The organism is Agathobaculum sp. NTUH-O15-33, assembly GCF_033193315.1.
Classification (GTDB): Bacteria; Bacillota; Clostridia; order Oscillospirales; family Butyricicoccaceae; genus Agathobaculum; species Agathobaculum faecihominis_A.
On sequence record NZ_CP136187.1, the window covers coordinates 41,292 to 65,479 of the forward strand.

A 24,188-nucleotide genomic window follows, 5' to 3' on the forward strand; every position below is an offset into this window, starting at 1 on the left:
GTTTCCGCCGTGCTCATCCGTGATTATTTGATTAACCGTCAACCCATGTCGCCGATCTTGTTGCCGTTCTCGTACATATCATCCACAGTGGAACCTTGCCCATCGCCGACATCGTCGATCCATCCGAAGCCCGGCACATAAATCTTGCCGTCTTTCTGACTCCCGCCCTGCGGCTCATCGGGATTTTTGGGTTCCTCCGCAGGCGGCGTGTAGGTATCGTGATCCACTACCTCCGGTTCTTCAGTAACCGCTTCGCCATTAGGCTTCTGCGTCATGTCTTTCTTCTGTTCCTCGGTGACCACCGGCTTCGTCGCTTCCGGCTGGATGCTCTGCTCGGTCTGATCCGTCTGCGCGGGCCTGCTGTCCACGGCCTGAGAGGATTCGGGCGCGGCGGTGGTGGGCGGCACGGTCACGGTGACCTCTTTTTCTTCTGTGGATGGTGCGGTGGTCGGGGCGGTTTCGGGCGGAGCCACCGACACATCCGAGCTTTCCGTGCTTTTGGGCGGCAGGACGTCCGCCTGTGTCGGAGCCTTTTGAAACTGCAGCCCGATGGCCGCCGCCAGTGCGATCCCAATCACCGCGCAGCCGCCGATGGCCAGCCGCTTCTTCATTTTTTCATTCATTTTCATAGAGTAAGACCTCCTTTTGTCTTGGTCGAAACTTCCTTTTGTACGTCACACGATACCGCATCTTTTTCCGGAAGTCCAGCGATTTTTCCAAACTTTTCAGAAAACCTCGATATAGCCCGCCTGCACCTTGAGGGTGATGTGCATGGAGGGCAGGAGCTTTCCGCCAAACCGGACGGGTACCTCCAGCCGCACCAGCGCATCGGCCTCGAACCGCTGCGCGTTCCGGGGATCGGAGGGAGCCAGCGGCGCGTTGCGGATGCTGACCGACAGGCCGGTGACCTTAAATTCCACCGCCGTGCCGCTGTCGCCCGCATATTTCACACGCGCCCCGCCCCGTTCCTCCGTGCCGAGCACACTGTCCAGATAGCTGTAAATGTCGCCCTCGGTGACAGCCTGCTCCCAAGAGGAGGAGCCGTCCGTCTGGTAGCCCCCGGAATAGCCCTCGCGCGCGCCGTGATAGACGCCAGCATAGTTGTCGTTTACAGTGGAGATGATCGCGTCCTGCACCGCCTCCCGCACACCGGAAGCGATGATCTGCAGCCGGAAATACTCGGACAGGCCGCACAGCAGGATCACCAGCACCAGCGTGACGGCGATCACCAGAGGGAAAGACAGGCCGCGCCGGTCTTTCAGGATGTTCTTCAATTTTTCAGCCGTACCGCTCACCTCACTTCCAGTATACTTCGGATTTCCCGCTGGCCTGCGCCCGCAAAGTGACGGGGAACGAGCCGAAGCTGTCAAACAGGCCGATATTCATCCGCAGGGTGACCGTGACGGTCACCTCCTGATTAAGCTGCAGCTCCCCGGAATCCGACCATGTAATGTCGGGATCAATGCCGGTCTTTTCCCGCAGGACGGCAGCCCGGCGATTGGTTTCACCGCCCACCCGCCCGCTGATCTCGGCCTCCCGGCACAGCTCGGTGGCAAAGGTGTCGAGCTGCTGCTTGGCCACGAACACCGGCAGCACCTTGAGGCAGAGAGCCAGCACCAGCATGGCCACGAGCACCAGCAGGCAGATGTCGATATAGCCCTCGCCACGGCGGTTTTTCAGAGCAGACCTCGCTTTTGTCAGCACATGGTCACCCCCTGTTCCAAGGTGGATGGTTCTTGTTCAGCACCGATGAGCGCGTATTCTTCCGCGAAGTAATCAATCCCTTTATTCCAGATTCCCCAAAGTACATGATCCACGGCTTCTCTGTGATCGATCAGGTTCTCGTTGATCCATTGATCCTGTAACAGTTCCAGAGGATTTTCAAATTGGAGCAGAAAATCGGCGTAGCCTGATAAATCCATATCGGCCATTGTGTTATACACCAATTTTGCGGCGGCGATCTCCGAAGCCATCTCGATCAGGTCGGGCGCGGGTTTGCTCTGGAGCTGCCGGATATAGGCATCGTAGTTGGCCTTGACGCGCTCCCGCAGCTTGGTTTCCTTTTCTCGTTCCGTCATATCGTTCACCCCCCTAAAACATCCCGCCGAGGGACGTCAGAATCACATAGCCGATAATGGCCAGATAGGTCAGCAGGAAGCACATGAGCATGAGGAACGAGAACACCCGGATTTTGCCGGGGATTTTCTGCGCCTCGCTCTTTAGCTTCTGCAGCTCCAGTTGCTTGAAATCGTGGGCGAGCATCTGAAAATACATCGCGCCGTCATCACCCCGGAGCACACCCACCAGCCCGCGCACCACGTCGCTGAGCATGGGGGAATTAAGCCGAGCCTCGAAGCGCACGAGGGCGGCCTCGTAGTTGGAGGAGCGCATATCCGCCACAAGGACGTCCAGTTCCCCGGCAAAGACCTGCCCGGCATTTTTCTTGAAGTTCTCCAGCATGCCGAGCACGTTGCGGCTGGTTTTCAGCTCCTGCTCCACGGTGGCCACGAAGCGGGGCAGCTCGTTCTCGATCTGCCCGCGCTTGGCCTTGAGCTTCTCGTCCGCTTTCTGCGTTTCCTTGAAATAGACCATCACCGCCATGAACACCAGCACCGGCGAAAGCAGCGGGAACACCAGCAGACAGGGGATGATGCCCAGCAGCACGGCCCCGGCCTTGGTCAGCGCGTATGCCTGATAGACCTCCGGTGTCATGCCCATGCCGGTGGCGTTTAAGATGTTCGCCATGCGCCCGCGTTTGTATTCGTCCATGCGGATATACCGGGCGAGCCGGACGGCCAGCGTCATCAGGTAGGCTTCCACGCTCCGCGCGGCTTTTTTCTCCCGCCTGCCGGTGTTCAGCATGGCTTTGGCCGTGCCGATGGTGGGGAGCTTCAGGAAGCTGGCGGCAAGGAAGAACAGCCCCGCCGCCAGAAACACGCCGAATAATACGAGTAATCCCATACCGTCATCACCTCCTGAATTCGATGGGTTTTGTGAGCTTGATTACAAATGCCGTGGACACGAACACCACCGCCGCCGTGATGGCCAGTATGATCTGGCCGAGGGGCGTGAACATCAGCGTGTCATACCATTCCCGGTTGAGCATATACATCAGCGGGATATTGCCCACCACGAACAGCACCATGATGATGAATTCCTTGCGCGGCTCGGCCAGCATGAATTCCAGTTCGGCGTTCACCGTCCGGGTGTCGCTGAGCTTAGACACGATGGGCGTCAGGGTGGTTTTCAGGCTCCGGTCGTGCTGGCAGTCGCACATGGCGTCGCACCATTCCCGGAAGACTTCGTTGTCGATCTTTCGGCGCAGGCTGCGGATCGCCGCTTCCACATCCGGGTTTACCAGCTTGACCTGTGTGATGAAATCCCGGAACACGCTCTGCACGGGCGGGTTTAAATAGGCCATGTTTTCCTCCACGGCGCTGAGCAGATCCTCCGAGCGCAGGTAGGCCGTGGTCACGATGGACAGCGCCGTTTCCAGTTCGGCGGCGATATTCTTCTTATAGTGGCTGGCCGTGAGCTGCACATACCAGAAGGGCAGGAACAGGAAGCCCACCGCCATGACCGGAGCCAGAAAGTAATTCCCGATCAGGATGGCGATGGAGCCGCCCACCACGAACAGGAGGAGCGAGGCCGCGCAGATGAGGGAGAAGCGGCTGCTCCGGCCCGTCATGGCGAGGACGTCCTGCGCCTCCGCGATGGTGCGGCGGAACACGCCCGGCTTTTTTCTTCTGGTGGTTTCGTTGATTTCGTCGCGGATGCTCTTTTTCCGGTGGAGCAGGAAGCCGAACAGGCTGTCCGTGAATTCCATCGGCTTTAGGCCGAGCAGTAAAAACGCGCCGGTGATCATCCCGGCGCAGGCTAACAGTTGGATAAAGGTCACGCGGTTTCTTCCCCCTTTCCTTGGTCGGACGCGCCGCCCCGCAGGCGGTTCAGGAGTTCCAGCGGCATGCCGTTTTCGAGGAAACGGCGGGCGAGGCTGTCCGAGATGGGATTTACTCGCCGGTGTTCGCCCTCGATGATGAAGTTGCCGTCCTCCACCCGGTTCTCCCTGATCTGATACTGGAACAGGGGCCGGAACCTGCGGGTGCCGTCCGGCAGGATTTCACATTCCATGATCTCCATCAGGCGGCGGTCTTTGTTTTCAAGCTGCTTGCAAAAGGCCACGATGGGGTAAGCCTCGGTCACAAAGCCCATGAGGGTTTCGTCGGACATATCCACGGCCCGCTTGCACAGGGAAACCATGCGGCGGTAGGTGGCCTCGCAGCTCATGGAGTGGATGGTGGTGACCACGGCCACGCCGGTGCGGGCGGCCTCCTGCGCCGCGTTGGCCTCCGGGCCGCGCATCTCGCCCACCACGATGATGTCGGGATTAAAGCGCAGCGCCATGTCCAGCAGGGCGATCTGATCCACCCGCTGGCGCTCGTTCTCCGCGTCATGGGCGAGGGTATGGATGACGGAATTGGTCACGCTGCCGCCCTGTTCCCGCACCAGCGCCAGCTCGCGGGAGCCGGATTCTATCGTATAGATGCGCTTGCCGTCCGGGATGGTGGTTAAGAGCCAGCCCATGAGGGTGGTCTTGCCGGAGCTGGTGGCACCGGCCACGCACACCGACACGCCGTAGCGGACGCACTCGGATAAAAAGTCCAGCATTTCGCCGGTGGCGGTGCCGCCCCGCACAAAGTCCTCCTGCTTCATATTCTGCGGGTTGACAATACGGATGGAGGCACACACGCCGACGTCGCTGTCCACCAGAGGGGTTTTCAGCACGGCGATGCGGACGTTCTTCGAGAGATGGCCGAGTACGGCGGGGCTTGCGTCGTCCAGCACCATGCCGGACACATGGAGCATCCGGCGCACCACGTTGATGGCGTGTTCCGGAGAGTCGAAGTGCTCCGTGAGCTTCTTGGTCACGCCGCCCGCGTACTGGATTTCAATGTCCCGCCAGCTATTGACGTCGATTTCCTCGATGCCCTCGCCGCCGATATACTTGGTGAGAAAGGAATACTCCGCCATCTCCGTGTAGAGCGCGTCCACGAGCTGGCTGGCGGTCATGCCTTTCACGGCCACCCGGCGATCCTGCACGAATTTGCCGATGTACCGCTTGATCTGCGCCTTGGCTTCCTCGCCGTCATCCTCGGTGAGCAGGCTGCTGTATTCCTTGGAGACATATTCCTGTACATCCCGCAGAATCGCACCAAACTCCCGGCCCTCGTCGGAGGGGGTAAAGAACAGATCGCTTGCGTCCACCACGCCGGAGCGGCTGCCGGGAACGGAAGCCGCAACGGGCGCGGCGGGAGCTTCAGCAGATGGGGCAGGCGTTTCGACACAGAGAACAGGCGGGGCCGCTTCCGGCGCGGGCTGCGGCTCCGGGGCTTGGGGAACAGCCGGAGGGGATACCGGCGCGGCGGGGGCCGCCTGAAACAGAGAGGCGTTGCGTTTTTCTCCTAACATCCGAACACCTCCCTTGTGATTTTCTCGATCTCTTTTCGGAAGCCCCGACTATCCTTGAGGGCCAGCTCCCGGAACAGGTCGCCCGCCAGCGTCTGCTCCGCCAGTTCGGCGGAGTGCGGAATCCGGAACGCCACGCTGCCCAGCACCTGTTCGATGTGCTCGCTGGCCTCCACGGGCTTCACATTGCTGGCCACCCGGTACTGCTTCTCCGCGTCCCATTTGCTGTCCTTTAACAGCGGGAGCTGGCTGGAGAGGTAGCTCACCGATTTTAAGTCGCAGTTTACCAGCCGCAGCACCGCGTCGGCTTCCATCAGCGACACCGCCGAGAGGACGTCGTTTGCGATATAGCTGCCGCAGTCGATGACGATATAGGGCGCGATCTCCCGCAGGCAGCCGATCAGCTCGGACACCTGCCCCGCCGTGTAGGGCGGATAGGTGTATTCGTTCTCGCCCTTGCGCAGCCCAAGGATGGTCAGATGGCTCAGTTTTTTATGGGTGATGCAGTTGTGGCTCACCAGCGTCTGCGTGATATGGGGCGCGGCGAGGACGCTTCCGAGGGATCGCTCGCCGTCCAGATCGGCGGGCGGGCAGACGCAGGGCAGCATGGGCGCGGTCATGTCGCACAGCACCAGCGCCACGTCGCGCTTCTGATCCGCGAGACGCTTGGCCAGCTTTACCGCCACGGTGGTCTTGCCGCTGCCGGGGCTGCCCCACACCGCCAGCACCTGATTCTCGTTTTCCGGCTCCAGCTCCGGCGCGTCCTCATGGCCGTGCCGGGTGAAGATACTGTTTTTCAGAAAGTTCATGCTCAGTCGCCCTCGCTTTCGGCAGGGGCTTCGGTATCGGATGCTGGCGCGTCGGTGCTGGCCGTTCCCTCGCTTTCCGCAGGCTCCTGAGATTCTTTTTCTTCTGTGGATTCCTCCACGGGATACAGTTCATCCAGCACGGCCTGCTGTGCCTCCACGAATTTGGCGGCGTTTTCCCTGCTCCCGCGATAGACGAGGGAGAGGTGCGGCTTGCCCTCTGCTTCCAGCTCCGCCAGCAGCTTACTCTGCTCCGGGGTGGCCAGCAGGGTGACCGTGCCGGGCAGCTCCTTTTCCTCCTGATCCTCACCGGCCTGCTCCCCGGTGTTCGCGTCATAGCCGCTGGTGGCCGTCACCGCGATGACCTCCACATACTGAAGTTCGGGTGGGATCACCGTCGCGCCCTGTTTCCGGTAATCCGGGGCGATGACGGACACCACATCGCCGCTCTGCAGCTTGCCGGAAAGGCCTACGGCGAGGGATTTCACCGATATGGAGATGGCCTGCTTGGTGCCGTCGAGGCTGTAGAGATAGGAGTTTTCCGCCGCAGGCTCGTCCGCCACCTTGGTGGCGATGATGTAATCCCCGGCTGCCAGATCGGCGGAGGCGTATTTGCCCACCACGGTGTCAAGGTTCCTGACCACGGTGTCGGGCAGGTTGTAGCCGCCCACCTCCACGGTCTTGACCATGTCGGCTGTGATTTCATCGCCCAGCCGGATGTCCTTTGTCACGCGGACGATCTCGGTTTTCTGTGCCAGTTCCTGATTGAACAGCGGCGTGACCGCAAAGCAGATGATCAGCGCCAGTACGATGCAGATCACGCCAATCACCGTTCTATTTTTGAGAAAGCTCATGTTGTTGTCCTCCCTGATTTTGAAATGATAAAGGCGGGCCGCGTGTGTTCACGGCCCGCCCTCTGAAACTTACAGTCCGGCGTAGGTCTTGCGCCTGCGGCGGATGAGGATGGCGGAAATGGCCGCCACGGGGACGGCGGCGCACAGGATGCGGACGATGGTTTTCTTCTTGCTGATTTTCTTCATAGGATGAGTCCTCCGATTTTCATAAAATAGGCGGCGAGACAGCCCGCCGCGAGAAACGGCCCCAAGGGGAACGGGATTTTCTCCCGCCGTCCGTGGAGCCGGTGGATGAGTGTCAGGGTGCCGCACACCGGCAGAATGGCCGTGAGGCCGAGCACGGTGGCAGCGAGCCCGCCCGGCAGGCCGAGCACGAGGCCGCTGGCCGCCATGAGCTTGACGTCGCCCCCGCCCATGCCGCCGCAGGTGACGGCGGCAATCAGGAACGGCAGGCCGGTTAGGATGCCGGGGAGGTTCCACGGGGAAAAGGAAAGCAGGGCCGTCAGGGCGATGGCTCCGTTCAGCAGATCCGGGATTTCCCGCTTCCTCAGATCACACGCCGACGCGGCGAACAGCAGGACGGTAAAAATGACCGCCTGCACGGCGGCCAGCTTACCCGGCATAGTTGAACAGCTCGGTGATGCGGCGGGTTAAGGTGGGCAGGATCGTGTCGCCGAACAGGGCGTAGAGGCCCGCGAGGATCAGTGCGCCGATGACCACGGCCATCAGGATTTTCAGCGCTGTGTCCACAAAGCCCTCCGCGCGGCGGCTGCACAGCGCGTTCTTGGCGGCGGAAACCTTGCGGGAGACGGCGCTGCGGGTGTTTTTGATCAGATTTTTCATATTGCATTCCTCCATTTTCGGTGATTGAGTGGTTTGTTCTTACATCCCGGCCATCTGCATGCCGGTGGGCTGTTCCGTGGGTGCCTCTGCGGGAGCGGCCTGCTGCGGGGTGTCGGCCTGCGCCATCGTGAGGGCCTGCCGGTAGGAGTCCAGCACGGCGGAGTGGAGCTGCTCCCGGAACTCGGCAGTCACCGGGAAGCAGACTTCCTTGTAGCCCTCCTGCGTTTTGCGGCTCGGCATGGAGACAAACAGGCCGTCCCTACCGCCCTCGACAATTTTGATTCCCCGGACGGCAAAGCAGCCGTCGATGGTCGCGGACGCATAGGCACGGGTTGAGCCTTGGGTTCCGGGTGGGTACATGGAAGTGATTCTGATATCCAGATTTGGCATGGTTTTTCCTCCTGTTTTTCTTCTTCATGGCGTTACCCGGCATAGTTGAACAGGTCGGTAATGCGGCGGGTGAGGGTGGGCAGGATCGTGTCGCCGAACAAGGCGTAGAGGCCCGCGAGGATCAGTGCGCCGATGACCACGGCCATCAGGATTTTCAGCGCCGTGTCCACGAAGCCCTCCGCGCGGCGGCTGCGCAGCACGGTCTTGGCGGCGTCGAACCTGCGGCTCATGGCAATGTAGGCTTTGTTGATACAATTTTTCATAGGGGGTTCCTCCTTGAGATTTTGATTTTGGGCAGAAAAAAAGCAGCCGAAGCTGTCCGTCATAGCTGCATGGATTGGCACATGGTCTGGCCGGGCGGTGCAAAGTCCACCTGTTTGAAGCCGAAGCGGTCGACATAGTGGAACTCACTTCCGGCGTCATCGTACAGCTCCAGCACATCCGACATGGACAGGGAGTAGCCCGTGTAGCCGGGCGGGCGCTCGTCCGCGTTGAATTTCGCATACAGCCCCTCCAGATCATTGGTGTCCACCTCTCCATCGTAGACCACCTGATAATTGGCGGGGTCGGGCGGGCCGTAGCGTTTGAGCATTTCGTCGTACCCGATGAATTTCATCCCGATGTCCACGTCGGGCCTGAGCTGCCACACACGGCAGTTCTTGAGGAGCTGGATTTCGTGGGTTTCCTTTTGGCCGCTCATGAGCCGGTCGAACACACCGTCCACCCATTTGACCTCTTTGACCTCTCGCTGGCGGTCGAGAAAGGCGGACAGTTCCTCTCCCTGAAACATGGGATCAACCACGGCCCGGCCCTTGGAGACATATCCCGCCGCGTTGCCGTAGAACAGGATGGTGCCGTTTTCGATTTTGATTCCGCTCATGCTTTTACGTCATCTCCATTCCTCCGCTCTGCTTTTGTTCTCCCTGCCGGAAGGCTTCCAGCGCCTCCGGCGTGGGGTAGATGAGTTGTCCCTCCACCACCTCCATCACGGCGAAATCCTCCCGGTCGCAGATCAGGACGCGGTGCTGGTAGGGCTTCTGCATCTCCACATACTCCATGACCTCCTGTGGAGTACACAGCCAGACGCCCGCCGCATAGCGCCCATCGGGCAGGAAGCTGTAGCCGCTGAACGTGGGATCGTTCAGCTCCAGCGATAACGCGCCGGTGGGCCGGATTTGGGAGAGCTGCAGCTTCGCCGAGTCCGGGAGCCGCTCCGGCTTCAGCACGCCGATGACGTCGCTGCGGTCGAAGCGGTGAAACTCCCCGTTTTTTAAGGACACGCCAAAGGCGGCGCGGCCCGTCTGGCTGGCGGCGGCCCCGTTCCCGCCCGTGCAGTAAAAGAGCGGATCGCCGCTGTCGTTAAGCGCCACCACCTTGCCCGCGATGGAACAGGCGGGGCCGGTTTCCACGCAGTCCTCCTTGGTATAGCGTTCTTTCGCATCCATCGCTCAGCCCTCCTTTTTCTGCCGCATCAGCCCCGTCAACTCGGCGATGAGGCCGAGCCGGGTATTGTCCGGCATGGTCTTGAACGCGGCGCGGACATAGGCTTCCACGGCTTCCGGCGACTGGTCGCCGACTTCGATCACATCCACCTTGCGCACGGACACCCTGCCGCTTTCCATGCCGAGCCGTACAATGTCGCCGTAATCCATCCCCGCAGCCGTGCGCAGCTCCTTGGGGATGAGCACACGGCCCTTGCCGTCCACCAGCTTATAAATGGGCTTACCACTGTTCATCCGGGAACCCTCCTTTCTCCAAGACTTTTCTAACTGCTTCCGGCTGAATACCAAGATCGGTAAACAGCTTCATAAGCGGTTCCGGTACCGTGTCCAACGGGTCGGCGATGCCGATGATGATGCCGCCCGGCACTGTCCGCACCTCCAGCTCCCCGTCAGGCGGCATTCCCGCTTGGCGGAGCAGCTCGCCCGGCAGGGAGATGCTGGCTCCGCGCGGCCATTCCACCGGCCCGGTGATCTGATCGACGCCGTTTTCCGTGAGGAAAAACTCACCGAAACTGTTGACCGGCTTCTCCGGGTGGCGGCTCAGGTAGGCAAGGCGGACGCTGTCGCCCGCTTCCATACGCATATTCTCCAGCACACCGGAAGGCAGGATGATGCTTCCGTCCTCCGCGATCCTGCCATTCGTTTCCACAATTCTCATAGTTCCTCGCTTTCCGGGCCTCACAGCCCTGTCACCTGATAGCAGTCCTCGTCATCGTCAATGCTGGCGAACAGGTTGAGCTGCCTCGGTTCGTTTCTTTTTTCATCCTTGGGATCATAGTTCGTGATGATGACCTCCGGGTATTCACAGCCGCCGTCGTACCGCTGCCGCAGATTGTTGATGCGGGTGACTGAGTGGATGTAATATCCGGCGTACAGCTCCCGGATGTATGCACAGTCGTTATACGACACCATCCACCGGCCCCGGCAGGCGGCCAGCGTGTCCCGCAGCCGCACATGGTCGGTCTTGGGGAAGCAAACGGCGTAGTGATCCTCCGTTTCATAGTAGGGCGGATCACAGTAAAAAAAGGCGTCCTCCCCGTCGTACTGACGGATCAGCGCCTCGAAGTCTTTATTCTCCACCACGGTGTTCGCCAGCCGGTCGGACGCCTGCCAGATGGCGGCGAAGCAGCGGCGGATGTCGAAGGGCTGGCAGCCGTAGGAGGTACACCCGCTGCCGTAGCTGTAGCGGATGAGCTTGAAAAACGCCGCCGCCCGTTTGACGTCGGTCGGCTCGGCGTTCTCCAGAAGCAGGGCCTTGATTTCCTCAAAATCGGGCGGCGGCAGGTGCTTCTCCGCCAGCTCCAGTTCCTCCTTGAGATATTCTTCCGTGAATTCCTGCTTGTCGATGAAGCGGCGGAGCACGGAGAATTCGTCCCGGCTGTTTAAGGGCAGGAAGCCAAGCTCCCGCAGAAACGCCAGCGTCCTGTGCTTCACGCAGTAGAACAGGGTGGCGAGATTGGAGTTATAGTCGTTGTACACCTCCATTGCTTTCGGATTGGGCGGCCTGCCGAACAACACCCAGCCGCCCCCACCGAAGACCTCCACATACTTTCGGATGGTCTTGGGGAACAGCGTGTAGATCGTTTTTCTCAGCGCCTTTTTGCCGCCCACCCAACTGATGATGCTGTTGATGTCATACCACCTCCCTCGGTGTGTGCTGGGCGCTTCCAGCCCATTACGATACCGGACATCGGGGGCCTGCCGCCTGTCGCGGCTGCCAGTTGCTCCGGCGCGGCCCGCATAAACTCCGCCAGCGTCATGGAATCCTCATAGCCCCAATCTTTCGGGTAGTAGCTCCCGTGCTCATCCAGCGGGAATGGCTCCCGGCTCAGGATCGTTCCCCAATGGTTGACCATGACATAAGGTTTGACCTCGGCCATACTGCCGTCGAGGTAATCCGAATCCCGGACGTCATAGCAGAACAGGCCCTCCGGGACGGTATCACGGTCGAGCCGCATATTGGTAAACAGGACGGGCCTGTCGTCGATCTGGGCCAACAGGTAGCCCTCTTTGGTTGCGTCGAAAACCGCCATTGCACTTTTTTCCTTTCTCTGGTTTTATTGCATGGTCATGCCGGGCCGCTGCTCCGGCTGGCTTTTCAGTTCCGCCTCCGGCTGGATCACAAAATCCCCACCGGAGTGCCAGAAGCTGACGTTCAGCTCGCCCTGATCAATTTTGATTTCCCGCTGCTCGAAGCCCTCGCCCCATCCGTCGCTGCACTGTCCCGACCATTCCTCGGTCAGCTCCCGCAGCTCGCCCTCGGACAGCTCGCCGCGCGTCTGTACCTCCAGCACGCCCCACGGCCTGCCGTCCCATTCCTCCACGGTGGGGTTCATGCCGTAGACCTTGCGGCCCAGCAGTGCGTTGCGCAGATAGACCGCGAGTCCACGGTCGCCCTCGGTGTCGAGACGGTTTTTCTCTATGGCTTCCAGTATCTCGTCCTGATAATCACACAGCTCATGGGCGCTCATTTCCTCCGGCTCCCAATTCAAATCGCCGTACTCATCGCGGGTGAATACCTGCGGGTACAGGGGGCTGAACAGCCGGAGCGTGGTCAGTTCCTCCGGGAGCTGCCGGATGTAACGGTCATACCGCTCCACAATGCCGAAGCTGGTAAGCGCCACGCCATTCTCTTTCATCATGGCCTTGCCCAGCGCGTCAAAGTCCACAAAGTCGGCGGTGAAACCGTCCACATAGTAACGGTCGCCGTCCTCCGCCAGCACATGGTGGGCATAGTCCTCCGGCGTTTTGATCTCCGGCAGGAGGCGGTATTGGCACAGCGCGTCGGTGATTTCCGGCAGCTCGAACATGCTGCCGGGAACCTCCGCCTCCATTACGGCCATGAACAGCCGGTTCTGTTCCTCGTCCGCTCCGAGGTATGCGGCGGCCAGATTCAGACATTCCAGCCCGTCGTAATTGGGCAGATGCTCCAAAAGGCCGGGGATGGAGCTGGTGCAGGAGGCGTAGCACTCATCAAAACTTTCGACACCGAGTTCCTCCAGCGCGGCGTCGATCCGCTCACACGAGGCGGGGAAGGTAAGGGTGACACGGTTGGGTTTGCCCTTGGGATTCAGCCGCACAGTGATGACGCCATCCGGATCGCAGTACGGCTCCGGGAGATTTTTACCGTCATAGACCATTTCCAGCCGCTCACCATTCCGGGAGACAAAGCCGGAATCGGTGAACACGCCGGGGTGATCCGCCAGATACCCGTTTGCCACCTGATCATAGGCCACGCAATCCGCGATGCTGTCCGGCACATGGATGCCGCGTTCTTTCAACAGATGCCGTCCCATTGTTTCCTCATCCTTAAAGCCGGGGGTGAGCTTGTATTTGTGCAGGTTGCAGGTAAGATTGACGATATCCCGGAGGCTTTGGGGCTTCTCCAGTTCGAGAGCGCCGGTCAGCGCGACCCGCTCCCCGCCGCACAGGCCGCCGATCCTGCGGGCGAGAAATTCCAGCTCGTTCAGCTCCTGTTCGTCGATCTCCATGCCCGGCAGGATACCATCCAGCCTTTCAATGGAGGTGTCGGCGGAAATGATGGCGGTTGTGACGTCCCGCGAGCGGATGGCCTCCAGCGTGGACAGGGTTTCCTCACTTTCATCATACGGGCCGGGGAGCTTCAGCACAGCTTCCTGTCCGTTGTCGCCTCTCATGATAGTAATGTTCAGCATTCGGTATCCTCCTTAAAAATAGAAATAAGCGCGGCTCCATAGCGGCGGATGAGGATGGCGTCCACAATCAGGCGGAACACCTCGTCGCCGATCACCTCCGGGTCGGCCAGCTCCGACAGGCTGATGTGTTCGGTGCCGCAGTAGAGGTCTTTAGCGGCGTGAAACAGCGCGTAGCCGTCCACGTCCATTCCGTGGAGCCGGATGTCCTGAAACCGGACGGCGTGATCCGTGAGCGCCGGTTGCGCCGCCTGCCACAGCGGCGGGTGGGCGGCGAGGAGGTAAATGGCCGCGCCGCAAGCCGGGGACATATTGACTGTTACCGTCCGCTGAAAGCGCAGCCTGTGGGACGCATCCACGAAGAAGCCGTGCGGCTCCCGCGACAGCGCCTCCACGCGGGCCACAAAGGCCCGCTGGCCGCTCCCTGCGGTAACAATGCGCCGCAGGTCGTTTAAGCCGACACAGCCCGTGACAAGCCGCTCACGCAGGCAAACGCAGGCCGGGCAGGGAGTTTTTCTTTTTCTGCCCGTTCCGTGCAGTACCCGCAGTCGCAGTCTGCGGCGGTGTAAAGATACCGGCTCACGGCGAGGCCGCTCTTGCGGGGCCGGAAGCCGGGGATCAGTTGCATCTCAAATTCTATTTGGGAGAGCGGGGTTCCGCTCAGAAATTTTGCAGTCATTGTTCTCATTCCTTTCTGATGGGGATTCGGCAATCTGTTTTCCGCAGGCGGGCTTTTCTGAAAAAGGGCGCAAAAAAAGAGCGGCGGAGTTTTCTGTTACGAAGAACTCCGCCGCTCTAAAAATGCCGGTTCAGTCTTGCCGCTTGAGGTGCCGGTTATATGGAAAAGAGGACAAGCCTTTTCTTGGGGCTTGTCCTCTGGATTTTCGATCTGCGCAGGCTGTTTCGCCTGTTTTTCTGTGCCAATTTGTCTTTGCCGCTAAAAGCCGTATGCCTGCAAACCCGCATGGTTACTGGGTTTCTTGTGCTTTTCTCATACCCTACACTAACAACCTGTGTTCTTCCTCACATTGATCAAAGAGGGCGTCGTGACCTACGATTGGCGCGGCTATACTTCCGCGGATGGGGAGTATCAAGGCAAAAACCATGGCAACGCATGGCGGATCAAGGCAAAACGCAAGGATGATTTATTCGGCACATTGGAAACTTTGGCAATATAGGAACAGGGGGACGTTGCGGCGTCCCCCTTGATCTTCATCCATTTCCCTTATGCAGTTGCGGGCGGCTGTTGCCGATCTTTTGTTATTGCATTGCATATGTGTATGAATCGTGATACAATTCATATAAATAAGAATAGGAGGTAAGTGACCATGCCCAAATCAGAAACATTGCATATTCGTATCGATCCAGAGATTAAAACCAGCGTAGATGCAACTTTAAAGCCCTTAGGCTTATCTACCACAGAGGCTATCAATATTTTCCTCCATCAGGTTGTATTAAACGGCGGCCTTCCTTTTGCCATAAGAATGCCAGAACCTAATATGGAAACGATCGCCGCTATGAAGGAGGCACAAGACATTTCCTCTGGCCGCATCAAAACAAAAGCTTACCACAGTGTGAAACAACTGATGGAGGATTTGTGTAGCGATGCTGACGATTGAGAAAACCACGCGCTTTAAAAAAGATTTTAAAATGATAGTAAAACGTGGTTATGATCCTAAGCTATTTGAGTATGTTGTAACAGAATTAGCCAATCAGCATCCTCTGGGTGCGAAATACAACGACCATGCGTTGTCGGGAAATTGGAAGGGATTCCGAGAATGTCATATGCAACCGGATTGGTTATTGATTTATTTAGTGGAGAATGAACGTTTAACTTTAACGCTTGTTCGCACAGGAACGCATGCAGATTTATTTTATGCTTGATCGTAAAAAAGGGAAGCACTGCGGAAATTCGCAGTGCTTCCCTTTATTTGAAATTGGCGGATCAAGAAAACCACCGGTGCCCAAACCGGCCGAGAAGCGCGTCTGCTTCGAGCGGGCCGGGGGTGCCGGACTTATAGGAAACCACGGGCAAGTGGTCCTCCCGGTACAGGCGGCGCAGGTTTTCAATATAGTTCCATCCCGTCTCGATCTGGTCCCACTGGGAAAACCAGAACCGCTCGCCACGGATGCACGCGCCGAGCAGCCGTTCATAGGCTTCGGGCGTGTTGATGCGGTTTTCCAGCACGCAGGATTGGCAAAAATCCATTTTGGCTTGCGTGATCTCGTCCGTGTCGCCGGGCTTCTGAATGTTGAACTGCAAGTACACGCCCTCGGTCGGCTGAATCTTGATGATCAGCACGTTATGCGCCACATCGGGGCGCGGACGGCGGAAAATAACGGCTACCTCCATTTCCCGGCGGCCCAGCTTTTTGCCGGTGCGGATGTAGAAGGGCGCGCCGCGCCAGCGGTCGTTATCGATAAACAGGCGCAGGGCGGCGTAGGTTTCGGTCTGCGAATAGGAACCAACCTGCGCCTCGGTGCGGTAATCATCGTACTGGCCGAGCAGCAGCGTGTCGCGAATCGGCTCCGCACCCGCCGGGCGCAGCTCGCGCAGCACGCGAAGCTGCTCGGCGTGCATATCCGCGCCGGAAAACTCATAGGGCCGCTCCATCGCAACAATGGAAAGGATTTGGAACAAGTGGTTTTGCACCATATCCTTTAAAGCGCCCGCGCCGTCGTAATAGCCGCCGCGCGTTTCCACGCCGACGTCCTCCATGGCCGAAATCTGAACGCATTCGATAAAGCGGGAATCCCACAGGTTGGTAAACAGAGGGTTGGAAAAGCGGATGGTCTCGATATTGCGCACCATTTCCTTTCCCAGGTAATGATCAATGCGGTAGATACGCTCGCTGGTAAAAATGGCTTCGAGCCGCTTGTTAAGCGCGCCCGCGGCCGCCAAGTTCTCACCGAACGGCTTTTCAATGATGACCTTGCCCTGCGGCGCACCCTGCACATGGCTTAATCCCTCGGCAATGATGCCGAAGAAGCGCGGCGCGACCGCGAAATAGAAAATATGCTCGCTGATATTCTGCGCGCGGTAATACTCGTCCAGCGCCGGGTAATTCGCGCTGTCGGAAAAATCCATCCGGAAATAATCCACCCGCGCCGCAAAGCGGTCGAACGCCGCGTCCTCATAGGGCAGGCGGGCAAATTTGCGCACCCAGTCGCGCGCGAGCTCGCGGTACTGCTCGCTCGTATATTCCCGGCGGCCAATGATGATCACGCGGTATTCGGCGGATTCCGCGCCGAGCACGCTGCCGTTATACAGCGCGGGCAGCAGCTTGCGAAAGGTCAGGTCGCCGGTGCCGCCAAAGATGGTCAGCGCCTTCATATGGTTTTCCCCCATTCGTGGTGGAATGTGCCCTCGCGGTCGGTGCGCAGGTAGGTGTGCGCGCCGAAGCAATCGCGCTGGGCTTGGATCAGGTTCGCGCCCACATGCGCTGCGCGGAACGCGTCCAGATAGGACACGGCGCTCGTCATGGCAGGCAGAGGCAGGCCGCTTAAAATACCGGTCGCCGCGATTTCGCGCAGGCTATTCTGGTTCTTCTGGATACGCGCGCGGAAAAATTCATCCAGCATCAGGTTTTGGAGAGCGGGGTCGCGCTCGTAGGCGGCGGTGATATCGTTTAGAAAGTCGGCCTGAATGATGCAGCCCGCGCGGAAAATACGCGCGATCGCGCCCAGATCGAGCGACCAGCTGTAAACGGCCGAAGCGTCGCGCATCAGGTCAAAGCCCTGCGCATAGGCCGCGATCTTGGCGGCGTACAGTCCCTCGCGCACCTGCTCGGCAAAGGCCGCGCGGTCGCCCGCTGTTTTGGGGGCGGGGCCGGTAAGCAGTTCAGCCGCTTTGGCGCGCCGCGCAAGCTGGTTGGAAAGCACGCGCGCGCCCGCCGCCGCCGTGATCATGGAAATATCGACGCCTTGCTTCAGCGATTCGATGCTGGCCCAGCGGCCCGTGCCCTTTTGCGCCGCGCTGTCCACGATATGGTCAAGCAGCTCGCCGGTCGCAAGATCGTCCTTTTCGCGGAAAATGCCCGCCGTGATGCCGATCAGATAGCTTTTCAGCTCGCCCTCGTTCCACTTCGCAAACAGGTCGGCAAGCGCGGCGTTGGAAAAACCGCCCACGTGCTTTAAAAGCAGGTAGCTTTCCGCGATCAGCTGCATATCCGCGTATTCAATGCCGTTGTGCACCATTTTTACATAGTGGCCCGCGCCGTCCGGCCCGATATAGGTGCAGCAGGGCGCGCCGCCCGCCTGCGCGGCAATGGCTTCAAAAATGGGGCGCACGGTTTCGTAGGCCGCCGCGTCGCCGCCCGGCATGATGGAGGGGCCGTTGCGCGCGCCCTCCTCGCCGCCGGAAATGCCCACGCCGAAATAAACGATGCCCTGCGCCTCCAGCCCGTCGCGGCGGCGGCGCGTGTCCTCGAAGAAGGAATTGCCGCCGTCCAAGATCATATCGCCGGGCTCAAGCAGCGGCACGAGCTGGTCGATCACAGCGTCCACCGCCGCGCCCGCTTGAATCATCAGCATGACCTTGCGCGGTCGCCGCAAGGCTTGCACGAGTTCTTGCAGCTCGTAAAACGGCGCGAGATTTTTGTGCGGATGCTCACGCATGACCGCGTCGGTCACCGCGCGGCTGCGGTTGTAACCCGCGACACGGAAGCCGTGATCCGCCATATTGAGCGCCAGACTGCGGCCCATTACCGAAAGGCCGACCATGCCGATATCAAATAATTCCATATGAGTACCTCCTATACTGGTTCGGTCATTGATGCGTCAAACAAAATACTTACTGCTTCGGGCGCGGGCACGCGGCAAAGCTCTTTCCCGATCAGTCCGGAACCCGTATCCACGGCAAAGCTGACAAGCTCGCCCGAAAACCGGTTGGCCGCGAGCAGCAAGCGTCCGTCCGGCGAAAGCGCGATATCGCGCGGGTGGTCGCCGCCGCTGCCGGTCAGCTGAAGCAGCGCGAGCCGTTCGCCCTCCACCGCGAGCACCGCGAGCTGGTTTGCGCCCCGCACGGAAACGTACAGAAACCGTTCGTCCGCCGAAAGGCGGATGGCCGCCGCCGTGCTGCCCGGAAACGCGCCGGGCGGCAGCAAAACCACCTGATCCGCATAAGCGAAGCCGTTTTGCGCACGGTAACTATATACCGCGCATTCCTTTTCCGCCACCACAAACAGCCGTTCATGCGCCCGGTCGAACACGCCGTGCCGCGGCCCCGTGCCGGGCGCAAAGGCGATTTCGCCCGCCTGCGCAAAATCCGCGCTTTTATCGATCAGGCAAATGCGGTCCTGCTCCATGCAGGGCACCAGCAGGATATCGCCGTGCACCAGCACCTGATGGCAGCCCGCGCCCGCGCCAAAGGAAAGCCGGGTGTGCAGGGAAAGCGCACTTTCGGCGCGGTGGTAAACCGAAACCGTGCCCGCGTGGAAATTAGCGGTGTAGATATAATCGCCGTCAAAAACAACGTGGCAGCCGCCGCTTTCCTCGGTCAGCAGCGTTTGGGCGCGCGGCGCTCCGGCCGTAAGATCAATCAGCGCCAGCCCCGCGCCGTTGTCGCCGCGCACGGGCGCGGCCAGTGTTCTATCCCGCAGCGCCAAATATTTCGCGTCCGGCGCGTCGCAGAATAGCGTGGGCACGGAAAGCGCGCCGGAATCTGTTTCCACCGTGAAGCGGAACACGCCCGCGCTTTTCGGCGAGCGGTAAGTGCCTAAATAACCGGTCAGGCGAGCCATAACGGTATCCCTTCTCTCCTTTGGTTTAGCTTTTCGCGCAGCGGCCGTTTTATCCGGCGGCGGCGAATAAACAAAAAGCATCTTCTATCTGTAATTATAGTAGTTACAGATAGAAGATGCAAGGACTTTAATTGATAAAGATTACTAAATAAAACATACGATTTTTGTGGGGATTTACAGAAGGGGCAATAGCGCGGTTATTTGCTGGAAGCATTGCCTTGTCTGGCAAGCGGATCGCGCTTGTTCCATTGCAGCACGCTTTTGGTTAGATCGTCATACCGGGCGGCGACGACGCTTTTAAAATAGTTCATAATGGATTCTCCTTATCAAAGTTATGAGGGCAGGGGGCAGTCTATGCGGAGAAAACGGCGTTTGTTCCATCCGTTTTTTTCTTGGCGGTTTTGGCCTTTTCTGCTATACTATAGAAAAACGGACCAAGGGGGGTATCGCCGTGCCGCAGCATCAGCCGCTCAATGTACAGTGCTTTGTAAAGCGGAATTTTGAGCCGATCTTTACCGCCGAAAACGATCCAAGGCTGCTTTACGTCTGCAAAATCCCGCCGGACGCGAGCGCGCACCCGCGCGTCATGCACGCGCATCCCGATTTTGTGGAGATCGTTTTGATCTACAGCGGCCTGAGCGAATACCTGATCGACGATAAAAAGCAGTATATCCGCGCGGGCGATCTGTTGGTTTACAATTCCGGTCTGGTGCACGATGAGATCTCCGGCCCGGATATCGCGGTGGGCAGCTATTGCATCGCGGTGGGCGAGCTGCACATGCCCGGTCTGCGGGCGAACGCGCTCCTGCCCGAAGATAAGGGCTGCATTTTCCACGCGGGCGATAGCTTTGAGGAGCTGCGCGCCATCTGCGAACTGATGTTCCACAGCCTGTCAACGGACGAGGCGCGGACCGAAGCGTTCTGCCACAGCCTGATGCACGCGCTGCTGACCAAGGTGCTCGCCGTGACCGGCGGCGCGGCGGCCGAGGCCCCGGCGGAAACGCCCGATGTACTCGTCCGGCGCATCAAGCAGCATATCGACGCGCACTATATGCAGCCCATCACCCTGCAAAGCATGGGCGAGACCCTGCATATCAGCCCTTACTACCTGTCGCACGTGTTCAAGAAAAAAACAGGGTACGCGCCCATGCAGTACCTGCTGCGCCGCCGCATCGGCGAAGCGCAAACGCTGCTGCTGACGACCGATCTGCCGATCGCCCGTATCGCGGAGCTGGTGGGCTATGATACGCAAAGCTATTTTAATCTGCAATTTACAAAGCACGTCGGCATGCCGCCGAAGCGGTACCGGCAAAACTACATCGTGCCCGCGCCGGGGGCCGCCGGAGTAGAGAAGAGCAAACGGAAAAAGCAAGGGGAGGACACAGAACCGATCAGCGGTAGTCGTACTCCTCGCCGGTAAACGGCGGGGCGGGGGACAGGCGCGCCGCAAGCGCCATCTGCGCGAATAGGACAGCGGCGGAAAAAATAACGAATAACATAGGGGGTCACACTCCTTTATTCCCGCGCGCCGGCGGCGCCGCCGGCCGCGCTGTATCTTTGTTGTACTCAATATAACAGCTTTTAGCGCTTCTTTCTTTCAAGTTCATGCGAAGCCGTCGGCACAGCAACATGTTGCAAAGCCGGGGCGCTAAGCGCGTGCACGCGGGGGAAGGGCCGCGCAATATCCTATAAGATCGCGCGCGGCAGCCGTCAGCGTCCGACCCGCCGGGACGGACGGAGAACCGCGTTTTTATAAGATTTTGAGATTCGCACGCAAAAAGCCCCCGGAAACAGAAGGTTTTCTGTTTCCGGGGGCTTTTTTTCCGGTTTGTATCCGCGCGCTTACAGGTCCTTTTTCCAAAGGCCGTGCAGGTTGCAGAATTCGTATACCGCGATCGGCTTTTCACTGTGCAGGCAGAAGGTCGCCACGGGCTCGCCGTCATGCGGCAGCTTGCGGCGGTAAACGCCCTTGTCGGTCTCCAAAATGATCCAAGAGATGTGGTGCTCGTCGCCCATCGGGTGCGTCACCTCGCCGACCGAGGCGGTGACCTTGTCGTTTGCCACCGTTACCACCGGCACGTGCTTTTCTTGCGCCGCGTCGGTAGAACCGGCCTTCATCAGGTCCATCTTTTTGCCGCAGCACATCAGCGGCACGCCGTGGTCCTCCACCATTTCAACGATGTTGCCGCAGATCGCGCAGCGGAACAGCTTTAATTCGGTTGCCATAAATGTTCACTCCTCTCGGCGTTTAGTATCCCCGTTTCCCGTCCAAAATATCATCGTGGTAGATCCAATCGCGCACGGGGATTTCATCGTATGTATCGGCGGAGCGCCGGACGACGACCGTCTCGATGCCCGCGTTGATGATCATGCGTTTGCACATGGTGCAGGAATTGGCGTCCGGCATGATCTCGCCCGTTTTCATATCCCGCCCCACAAGGTAAAGCGTCGCGCCCAGCATGCGTTCGCGCGCGGCGGATATGATCGCGTTGGCCTCCGCGTGGACCGAGCGGCAAAATTCGTACCGCTCGCCGCGTGGGATATTCAGCTTTTCGCGGATGCAGGAGCCAAGGTCGATACAGTTTTCGCGGCCGCGCGGCGCGCCCGTGTAGCCGGTGGAGACGATCACATCATTTTTGACAATGACCGCGCCGAAGTTGCGCCTGAGGCAGGTGCCGCGTTCCAGCGCGACCTGCGCCATGTCCAGATAGTAGTTTGCCTTGTCCCGTCGCTTCATTGTTGCCGCCTCCTGAAATTTTCAAATTGGTTTGATTAGGAAAAAAGCTTGCCATGCTCCAGCCGCAGGCGGCGTTCCGCCCGCTGCGCCGCCGCGCGGTCGTGCGTGATCAAAATCACTGTGTTGCCCCTTTGGTGCAGCGAACCAAGCAGATCGAGCACGTCGGCGGCCGCGTCCGGGTCAAGCCCGGCGGTGGGCTCGTCCGCCAGAAGCACGCTCGGTTCCGCAATGATCGCCCGCGCCACCGCGACGCGCTGCTGCTGCCCGCCGGAAAGCTGGCCCGGCCGGTGCGCCGCGCGGCCCGAAAGACCGACGGAGGCAAGCGCCTGCTCGGCCCGGCGCAGCCGTTCGCCCTTGGGCACGCCCGCGAAAACGAGCGGGAGCGCCACGTTTTCCAACGCGCTCATGCCCTCCGCCAGCTGGAACCGCTGGAACACAAAGCCGATCTTTTGTCCGCGCCGCCGCGCCAGCTCCTTGGGATGCAGGTGCGACACGTCCTCGCCGTCCAGCAGGTACTGCCCGTCCGAAAGGGTGTCCAGCAGGCCGAGCACATGCATCATCGTGGATTTACCGGAGCCGGAAGCGCCGATAATTGAAATGTATTCGCCGTTCTGGGCGGAAAAATCGATCCCGTCCAGTGCCTGCACGCCGCTCTTATCATATATTTTACTCGCATGAATGAGCTTTATCAAGGTTTATCCCCTCCCTAATTGCAGTTTGCAAAAAAGGAGGGGATTTATACACAGTTCTCTTATAAAAGAGGCAGGTTTTTCTTCCACACGCCCTTGCGGTAAAAATAAACCGAAAGCCCCGTACCGAGGAACCAGCCGAGCGGCCAAGACAGCCAAATGCCGAATTCGCGCCAGAACTGGAACAGCACGATCGAAAGCACGACGCGGATGATCAGATCGGAAAAGGTGGTGATCATAAACGGCCGCATCGCGCCCGCGCCGCGCAGCACGCTGTCGCACACGAATTTTATGCACACGATTACGTAAAACGGCACGACGACGAACAGATACTGCCGCCCCACCGCGATCACGCCCGAGGTGGAACCGGCGGGCACGAAGACGCCGACCAGCTTATCCGCGAACAGCAGGTAAACGGCGGTAAAAACAACGGCCAGACCGATCGAGTACTTAGCGCCCGCCCGCAGGCCGGGGCCGATGCGGTCCAGCTTGCGCGCGCCGATGTTCTGCGCCACAAAGCTCGACAGGCCGCTTGCAAACGACATGCAGCACATCAGCGCGAACGAGCCGATCTTGATCGCCGCTGAATAGCCGCCCATAACGGCCGCGCCGCAGCCGTTCACCAAATACTGAATGATTACGTTGCCGACCGAGACAAAGCTTTGCTGCGCGATCGAGGGCACCGCGTAGTTAACCAGCCGCCGCAGCATTTCCGTGGAAAACAGCAGAAAGTGTCCGCCGGTCTCAAATTTATGCGTGCGGCGCAGCAGTAGCAGCAGCGCGAGCACGCCCGCCGCGCCCTGCGCGATAAACGTCGCCCAAGCGACGCCCGCCACGCCCCAGCGGAAGCCCGCCACGAACAAAAGATCGAGCGCGACGTTCGCGATCGAGGAAAGAACGAGCAGAATCAGCGGCGTTCGGCTGTCGCCCATGGCGTTGAAAATACCGGTGCACACATTATATATGAACAAAAACAGCAGGCCGAACACATAGACCCGTAAGTACAGCGCGCCGTCCGCGAACACATTCGTCGGGGTCTGCAAGGCGGCCATGATGCCGCCGGTGGCAAACACGCCGATCACCGTCAGGATAAGCGCGATGGCCACGGTCGTGAGCAGGGCCGTGGATACCGCGCTTTTCATGCGCAGGTATTTTTTCGCGCCGAACAGCTGCGAAACCAGCACGCTCGCGCCAATGTTCACGCCCGTCGCCACCGCGACGAAAAGCTGGGTGATCGGAAAGCTCGCGCCGACCGCGGCGAGCGCCAGCTCGCCCGCGAACCGGCCCGCGATAATGGAATCGGCCATTTGGTAAAGCTGCTGAAAGGCGACGCTCGCCAGCAGCGGCAGCGAGAACCAGAACAGTTTTTTCGAGGGCGACCCCTCGGTCAAGTCGGTAATCAAAGAAATTCCTCCAAGTGTAGTTTGTATTGCGTTTTGCAGGATAAAAGAGCTCAAAACATCCGGGCACGCATAAGCGTACCCGGATG

The 24,188-nt window shown here is 59.5% G+C and carries 32 protein-coding genes; 3 read left to right on the forward strand and 29 right to left on the reverse strand.

The window, feature by feature from the left end; all coding sequences use genetic code 11:
• Positions 1-38 precede the first annotated feature (38 nt).
• The 22 genes from RWV98_RS00185 to RWV98_RS00290 form a co-directional block, all read right to left on the reverse strand.
• Positions 39-629, reverse strand: a complete 591-nt coding sequence (locus RWV98_RS00185) for a DUF6550 family protein (RefSeq protein WP_317862973.1) — start codon at positions 627-629, stop codon at positions 39-41.
• A gap of 96 nt (positions 630-725) precedes the next feature.
• Complete coding sequence (locus RWV98_RS00190) at positions 726-1,274, reverse strand: hypothetical protein (protein ID WP_317862975.1); 549 nt, start codon at positions 1,272-1,274, stop codon at positions 726-728.
• A 22-nt stretch (positions 1,275-1,296) separates the two neighbouring features.
• Positions 1,297-1,704, reverse strand: a complete 408-nt coding sequence (locus RWV98_RS00195; protein ID WP_374044788.1) for a DUF4320 family protein — start codon at positions 1,702-1,704, stop codon at positions 1,297-1,299.
• On the reverse strand, positions 1,698-2,078 hold the full coding sequence (locus tag RWV98_RS00200; RefSeq protein WP_317862977.1) for a DUF3848 domain-containing protein: 381 nt from the start codon (positions 2,076-2,078) through the stop codon (positions 1,698-1,700). Before RWV98_RS00200 ends, RWV98_RS00195 begins: the two co-directional genes overlap by 7 nt.
• Positions 2,079-2,091: 13 nt before the next feature.
• The gene (locus RWV98_RS00205; protein ID WP_317862978.1) at positions 2,092-2,961 is read right to left on the reverse strand and encodes a secretion protein F; all 870 of its coding nucleotides are present in this window, start codon (positions 2,959-2,961) and stop codon (positions 2,092-2,094) included.
• Between the two features lie 7 nt (positions 2,962-2,968).
• Entirely contained in the window at positions 2,969-3,898 is a 930-nt protein-coding gene (locus tag RWV98_RS00210; protein WP_317862980.1) for a type II secretion system F family protein, read from the reverse strand.
• On the reverse strand, positions 3,895-5,469 hold the full coding sequence (locus RWV98_RS00215; RefSeq protein WP_317862982.1) for a CpaF/VirB11 family protein: 1,575 nt from the start codon (positions 5,467-5,469) through the stop codon (positions 3,895-3,897). Before RWV98_RS00215 ends, RWV98_RS00210 begins: the two co-directional genes overlap by 4 nt.
• On the reverse strand, positions 5,463-6,275 hold the full coding sequence (locus RWV98_RS00220; RefSeq protein ID WP_317862984.1) for a nucleotide-binding protein: 813 nt from the start codon (positions 6,273-6,275) through the stop codon (positions 5,463-5,465). The genes RWV98_RS00215 and RWV98_RS00220 overlap by 7 nt, the downstream gene beginning before the upstream one ends.
• Before the next feature lie 2 nt (positions 6,276-6,277).
• A complete protein-coding gene (gene cpaB, locus RWV98_RS00225; protein WP_317862986.1) occupies positions 6,278-7,126 on the reverse strand; it encodes a Flp pilus assembly protein CpaB in 849 nt (282 codons plus the stop codon).
• Between the two features lie 182 nt (positions 7,127-7,308).
• Positions 7,309-7,749 carry an A24 family peptidase gene (locus tag RWV98_RS00230; RefSeq protein ID WP_317862988.1) on the reverse strand — a complete coding sequence of 147 codons (441 nt, stop codon included), beginning with the start codon at positions 7,747-7,749 and terminating at the stop codon, positions 7,309-7,311.
• Complete coding sequence (locus tag RWV98_RS00235) at positions 7,739-7,969, reverse strand: DUF6133 family protein (protein WP_317862990.1); 231 nt, start codon at positions 7,967-7,969, stop codon at positions 7,739-7,741. Before RWV98_RS00235 ends, RWV98_RS00230 begins: the two co-directional genes overlap by 11 nt.
• Positions 7,970-8,008: 39 nt before the next feature.
• On the reverse strand, positions 8,009-8,359 hold the full coding sequence (locus tag RWV98_RS00240; RefSeq protein ID WP_317862992.1) for a SpoVG family protein: 351 nt from the start codon (positions 8,357-8,359) through the stop codon (positions 8,009-8,011).
• A 32-nt stretch (positions 8,360-8,391) separates the two neighbouring features.
• Positions 8,392-8,589 carry a DUF6133 family protein gene (locus RWV98_RS00245; protein ID WP_442872127.1) on the reverse strand — a complete coding sequence of 66 codons (198 nt, stop codon included), beginning with the start codon at positions 8,587-8,589 and terminating at the stop codon, positions 8,392-8,394.
• Positions 8,590-8,681: 92 nt separating this feature from the next.
• Positions 8,682-9,239 carry a YodL domain-containing protein gene (locus tag RWV98_RS00250; protein ID WP_317862995.1) on the reverse strand — a complete coding sequence of 186 codons (558 nt, stop codon included), beginning with the start codon at positions 9,237-9,239 and terminating at the stop codon, positions 8,682-8,684.
• A 4-nt stretch (positions 9,240-9,243) separates the two neighbouring features.
• On the reverse strand, positions 9,244-9,804 hold the full coding sequence (locus RWV98_RS00255) for a hypothetical protein (RefSeq protein ID WP_317862997.1): 561 nt from the start codon (positions 9,802-9,804) through the stop codon (positions 9,244-9,246).
• 3 nt (positions 9,805-9,807) lie between these two features.
• The gene (locus RWV98_RS00260; RefSeq protein ID WP_317862998.1) at positions 9,808-10,095 is read right to left on the reverse strand and encodes an AbrB/MazE/SpoVT family DNA-binding domain-containing protein; all 288 of its coding nucleotides are present in this window, start codon (positions 10,093-10,095) and stop codon (positions 9,808-9,810) included.
• Positions 10,082-10,519, reverse strand: a complete 438-nt coding sequence (locus RWV98_RS00265; protein ID WP_317863000.1) for a hypothetical protein — start codon at positions 10,517-10,519, stop codon at positions 10,082-10,084. The genes RWV98_RS00260 and RWV98_RS00265 overlap by 14 nt, the downstream gene beginning before the upstream one ends.
• 20 nt (positions 10,520-10,539) lie before the next feature.
• Positions 10,540-11,493, reverse strand: coding sequence for a DNA adenine methylase (locus RWV98_RS00270; protein WP_442872128.1), 954 nt, complete (start codon positions 11,491-11,493; stop codon positions 10,540-10,542).
• A complete protein-coding gene (locus RWV98_RS00275) occupies positions 11,451-11,894 on the reverse strand; it encodes an LPD28 domain-containing protein (RefSeq protein WP_317863003.1) in 444 nt (147 codons plus the stop codon). Before RWV98_RS00275 ends, RWV98_RS00270 begins: the two co-directional genes overlap by 43 nt.
• Before the next feature lie 24 nt (positions 11,895-11,918).
• A complete protein-coding gene (locus tag RWV98_RS00280) occupies positions 11,919-13,535 on the reverse strand; it encodes a hypothetical protein (protein ID WP_317863004.1) in 1,617 nt (538 codons plus the stop codon).
• Entirely contained in the window at positions 13,529-13,936 is a 408-nt protein-coding gene (locus RWV98_RS00285) for a hypothetical protein (RefSeq protein WP_317863006.1), read from the reverse strand. The genes RWV98_RS00280 and RWV98_RS00285 overlap by 7 nt, the downstream gene beginning before the upstream one ends.
• 47 nt (positions 13,937-13,983) lie before the next feature.
• Complete coding sequence (locus RWV98_RS00290; RefSeq protein WP_317863008.1) at positions 13,984-14,211, reverse strand: hypothetical protein; 228 nt, start codon at positions 14,209-14,211, stop codon at positions 13,984-13,986.
• Positions 14,212-14,860: 649 nt separating this feature from the next.
• Here RWV98_RS00290 and RWV98_RS00295 point away from each other — a divergent pair.
• Together RWV98_RS00295 and RWV98_RS00300 are read left to right on the forward strand one after the other, a co-directional pair.
• Complete coding sequence (locus RWV98_RS00295) at positions 14,861-15,151, forward strand: type II toxin-antitoxin system RelB/DinJ family antitoxin (protein ID WP_317863010.1); 291 nt, start codon at positions 14,861-14,863, stop codon at positions 15,149-15,151.
• Complete coding sequence (locus RWV98_RS00300) at positions 15,138-15,416, forward strand: type II toxin-antitoxin system YafQ family toxin (protein WP_317863012.1); 279 nt, start codon at positions 15,138-15,140, stop codon at positions 15,414-15,416. The genes RWV98_RS00295 and RWV98_RS00300 overlap by 14 nt, the downstream gene beginning before the upstream one ends.
• A gap of 61 nt (positions 15,417-15,477) precedes the next feature.
• On the opposite strand, the gene zwf is transcribed toward RWV98_RS00300, so the two are convergent.
• The 3 genes from zwf to RWV98_RS00315 are packed head-to-tail and all read right to left on the reverse strand — an operon-like array spanning position 15,478 to position 19,273.
• Positions 15,478-16,866 carry a glucose-6-phosphate dehydrogenase gene (zwf, locus tag RWV98_RS00305; RefSeq protein WP_317863013.1) on the reverse strand — a complete coding sequence of 463 codons (1,389 nt, stop codon included), beginning with the start codon at positions 16,864-16,866 and terminating at the stop codon, positions 15,478-15,480.
• Positions 16,863-18,275 (reverse strand): NADP-dependent phosphogluconate dehydrogenase, encoded by a 1,413-nt coding sequence (gndA, locus tag RWV98_RS00310; RefSeq protein WP_317863015.1) that lies wholly within the window; start codon positions 18,273-18,275, stop codon positions 16,863-16,865. The genes zwf and gndA overlap by 4 nt, the downstream gene beginning before the upstream one ends.
• Positions 18,276-18,286: 11 nt before the next feature.
• On the reverse strand, positions 18,287-19,273 hold the full coding sequence (locus RWV98_RS00315) for a lactonase family protein (RefSeq protein WP_317863017.1): 987 nt from the start codon (positions 19,271-19,273) through the stop codon (positions 18,287-18,289).
• 451 nt (positions 19,274-19,724) lie between these two features.
• On the opposite strand from RWV98_RS00315, the gene RWV98_RS00320 reads away from it, so the two are divergent.
• Positions 19,725-20,693, forward strand: coding sequence for a helix-turn-helix transcriptional regulator (locus RWV98_RS00320; RefSeq protein WP_317863018.1), 969 nt, complete (start codon positions 19,725-19,727; stop codon positions 20,691-20,693).
• Between the two features lie 422 nt (positions 20,694-21,115).
• On the opposite strand, the gene RWV98_RS00325 is transcribed toward RWV98_RS00320, so the two are convergent.
• The 4 genes from RWV98_RS00325 to RWV98_RS00340 are packed head-to-tail and all read right to left on the reverse strand — an operon-like array spanning position 21,116 to position 24,102.
• Complete coding sequence (locus tag RWV98_RS00325; RefSeq protein ID WP_280961380.1) at positions 21,116-21,499, reverse strand: desulfoferrodoxin family protein; 384 nt, start codon at positions 21,497-21,499, stop codon at positions 21,116-21,118.
• 22 nt (positions 21,500-21,521) lie between these two features.
• Complete coding sequence (locus RWV98_RS00330) at positions 21,522-22,010, reverse strand: deoxycytidylate deaminase (protein WP_280961381.1); 489 nt, start codon at positions 22,008-22,010, stop codon at positions 21,522-21,524.
• Positions 22,011-22,045: 35 nt separating this feature from the next.
• Positions 22,046-22,702: an ABC transporter ATP-binding protein gene (locus RWV98_RS00335; protein ID WP_280961382.1), complete on the reverse strand. Its 657-nt coding sequence runs from the start codon at positions 22,700-22,702 to the stop codon at positions 22,046-22,048.
• A 59-nt stretch (positions 22,703-22,761) separates the two neighbouring features.
• The gene (locus RWV98_RS00340) at positions 22,762-24,102 is read right to left on the reverse strand and encodes an MATE family efflux transporter (protein ID WP_317863020.1); all 1,341 of its coding nucleotides are present in this window, start codon (positions 24,100-24,102) and stop codon (positions 22,762-22,764) included.
• Between the last annotated feature and the right edge of the window lie 86 nt (positions 24,103-24,188).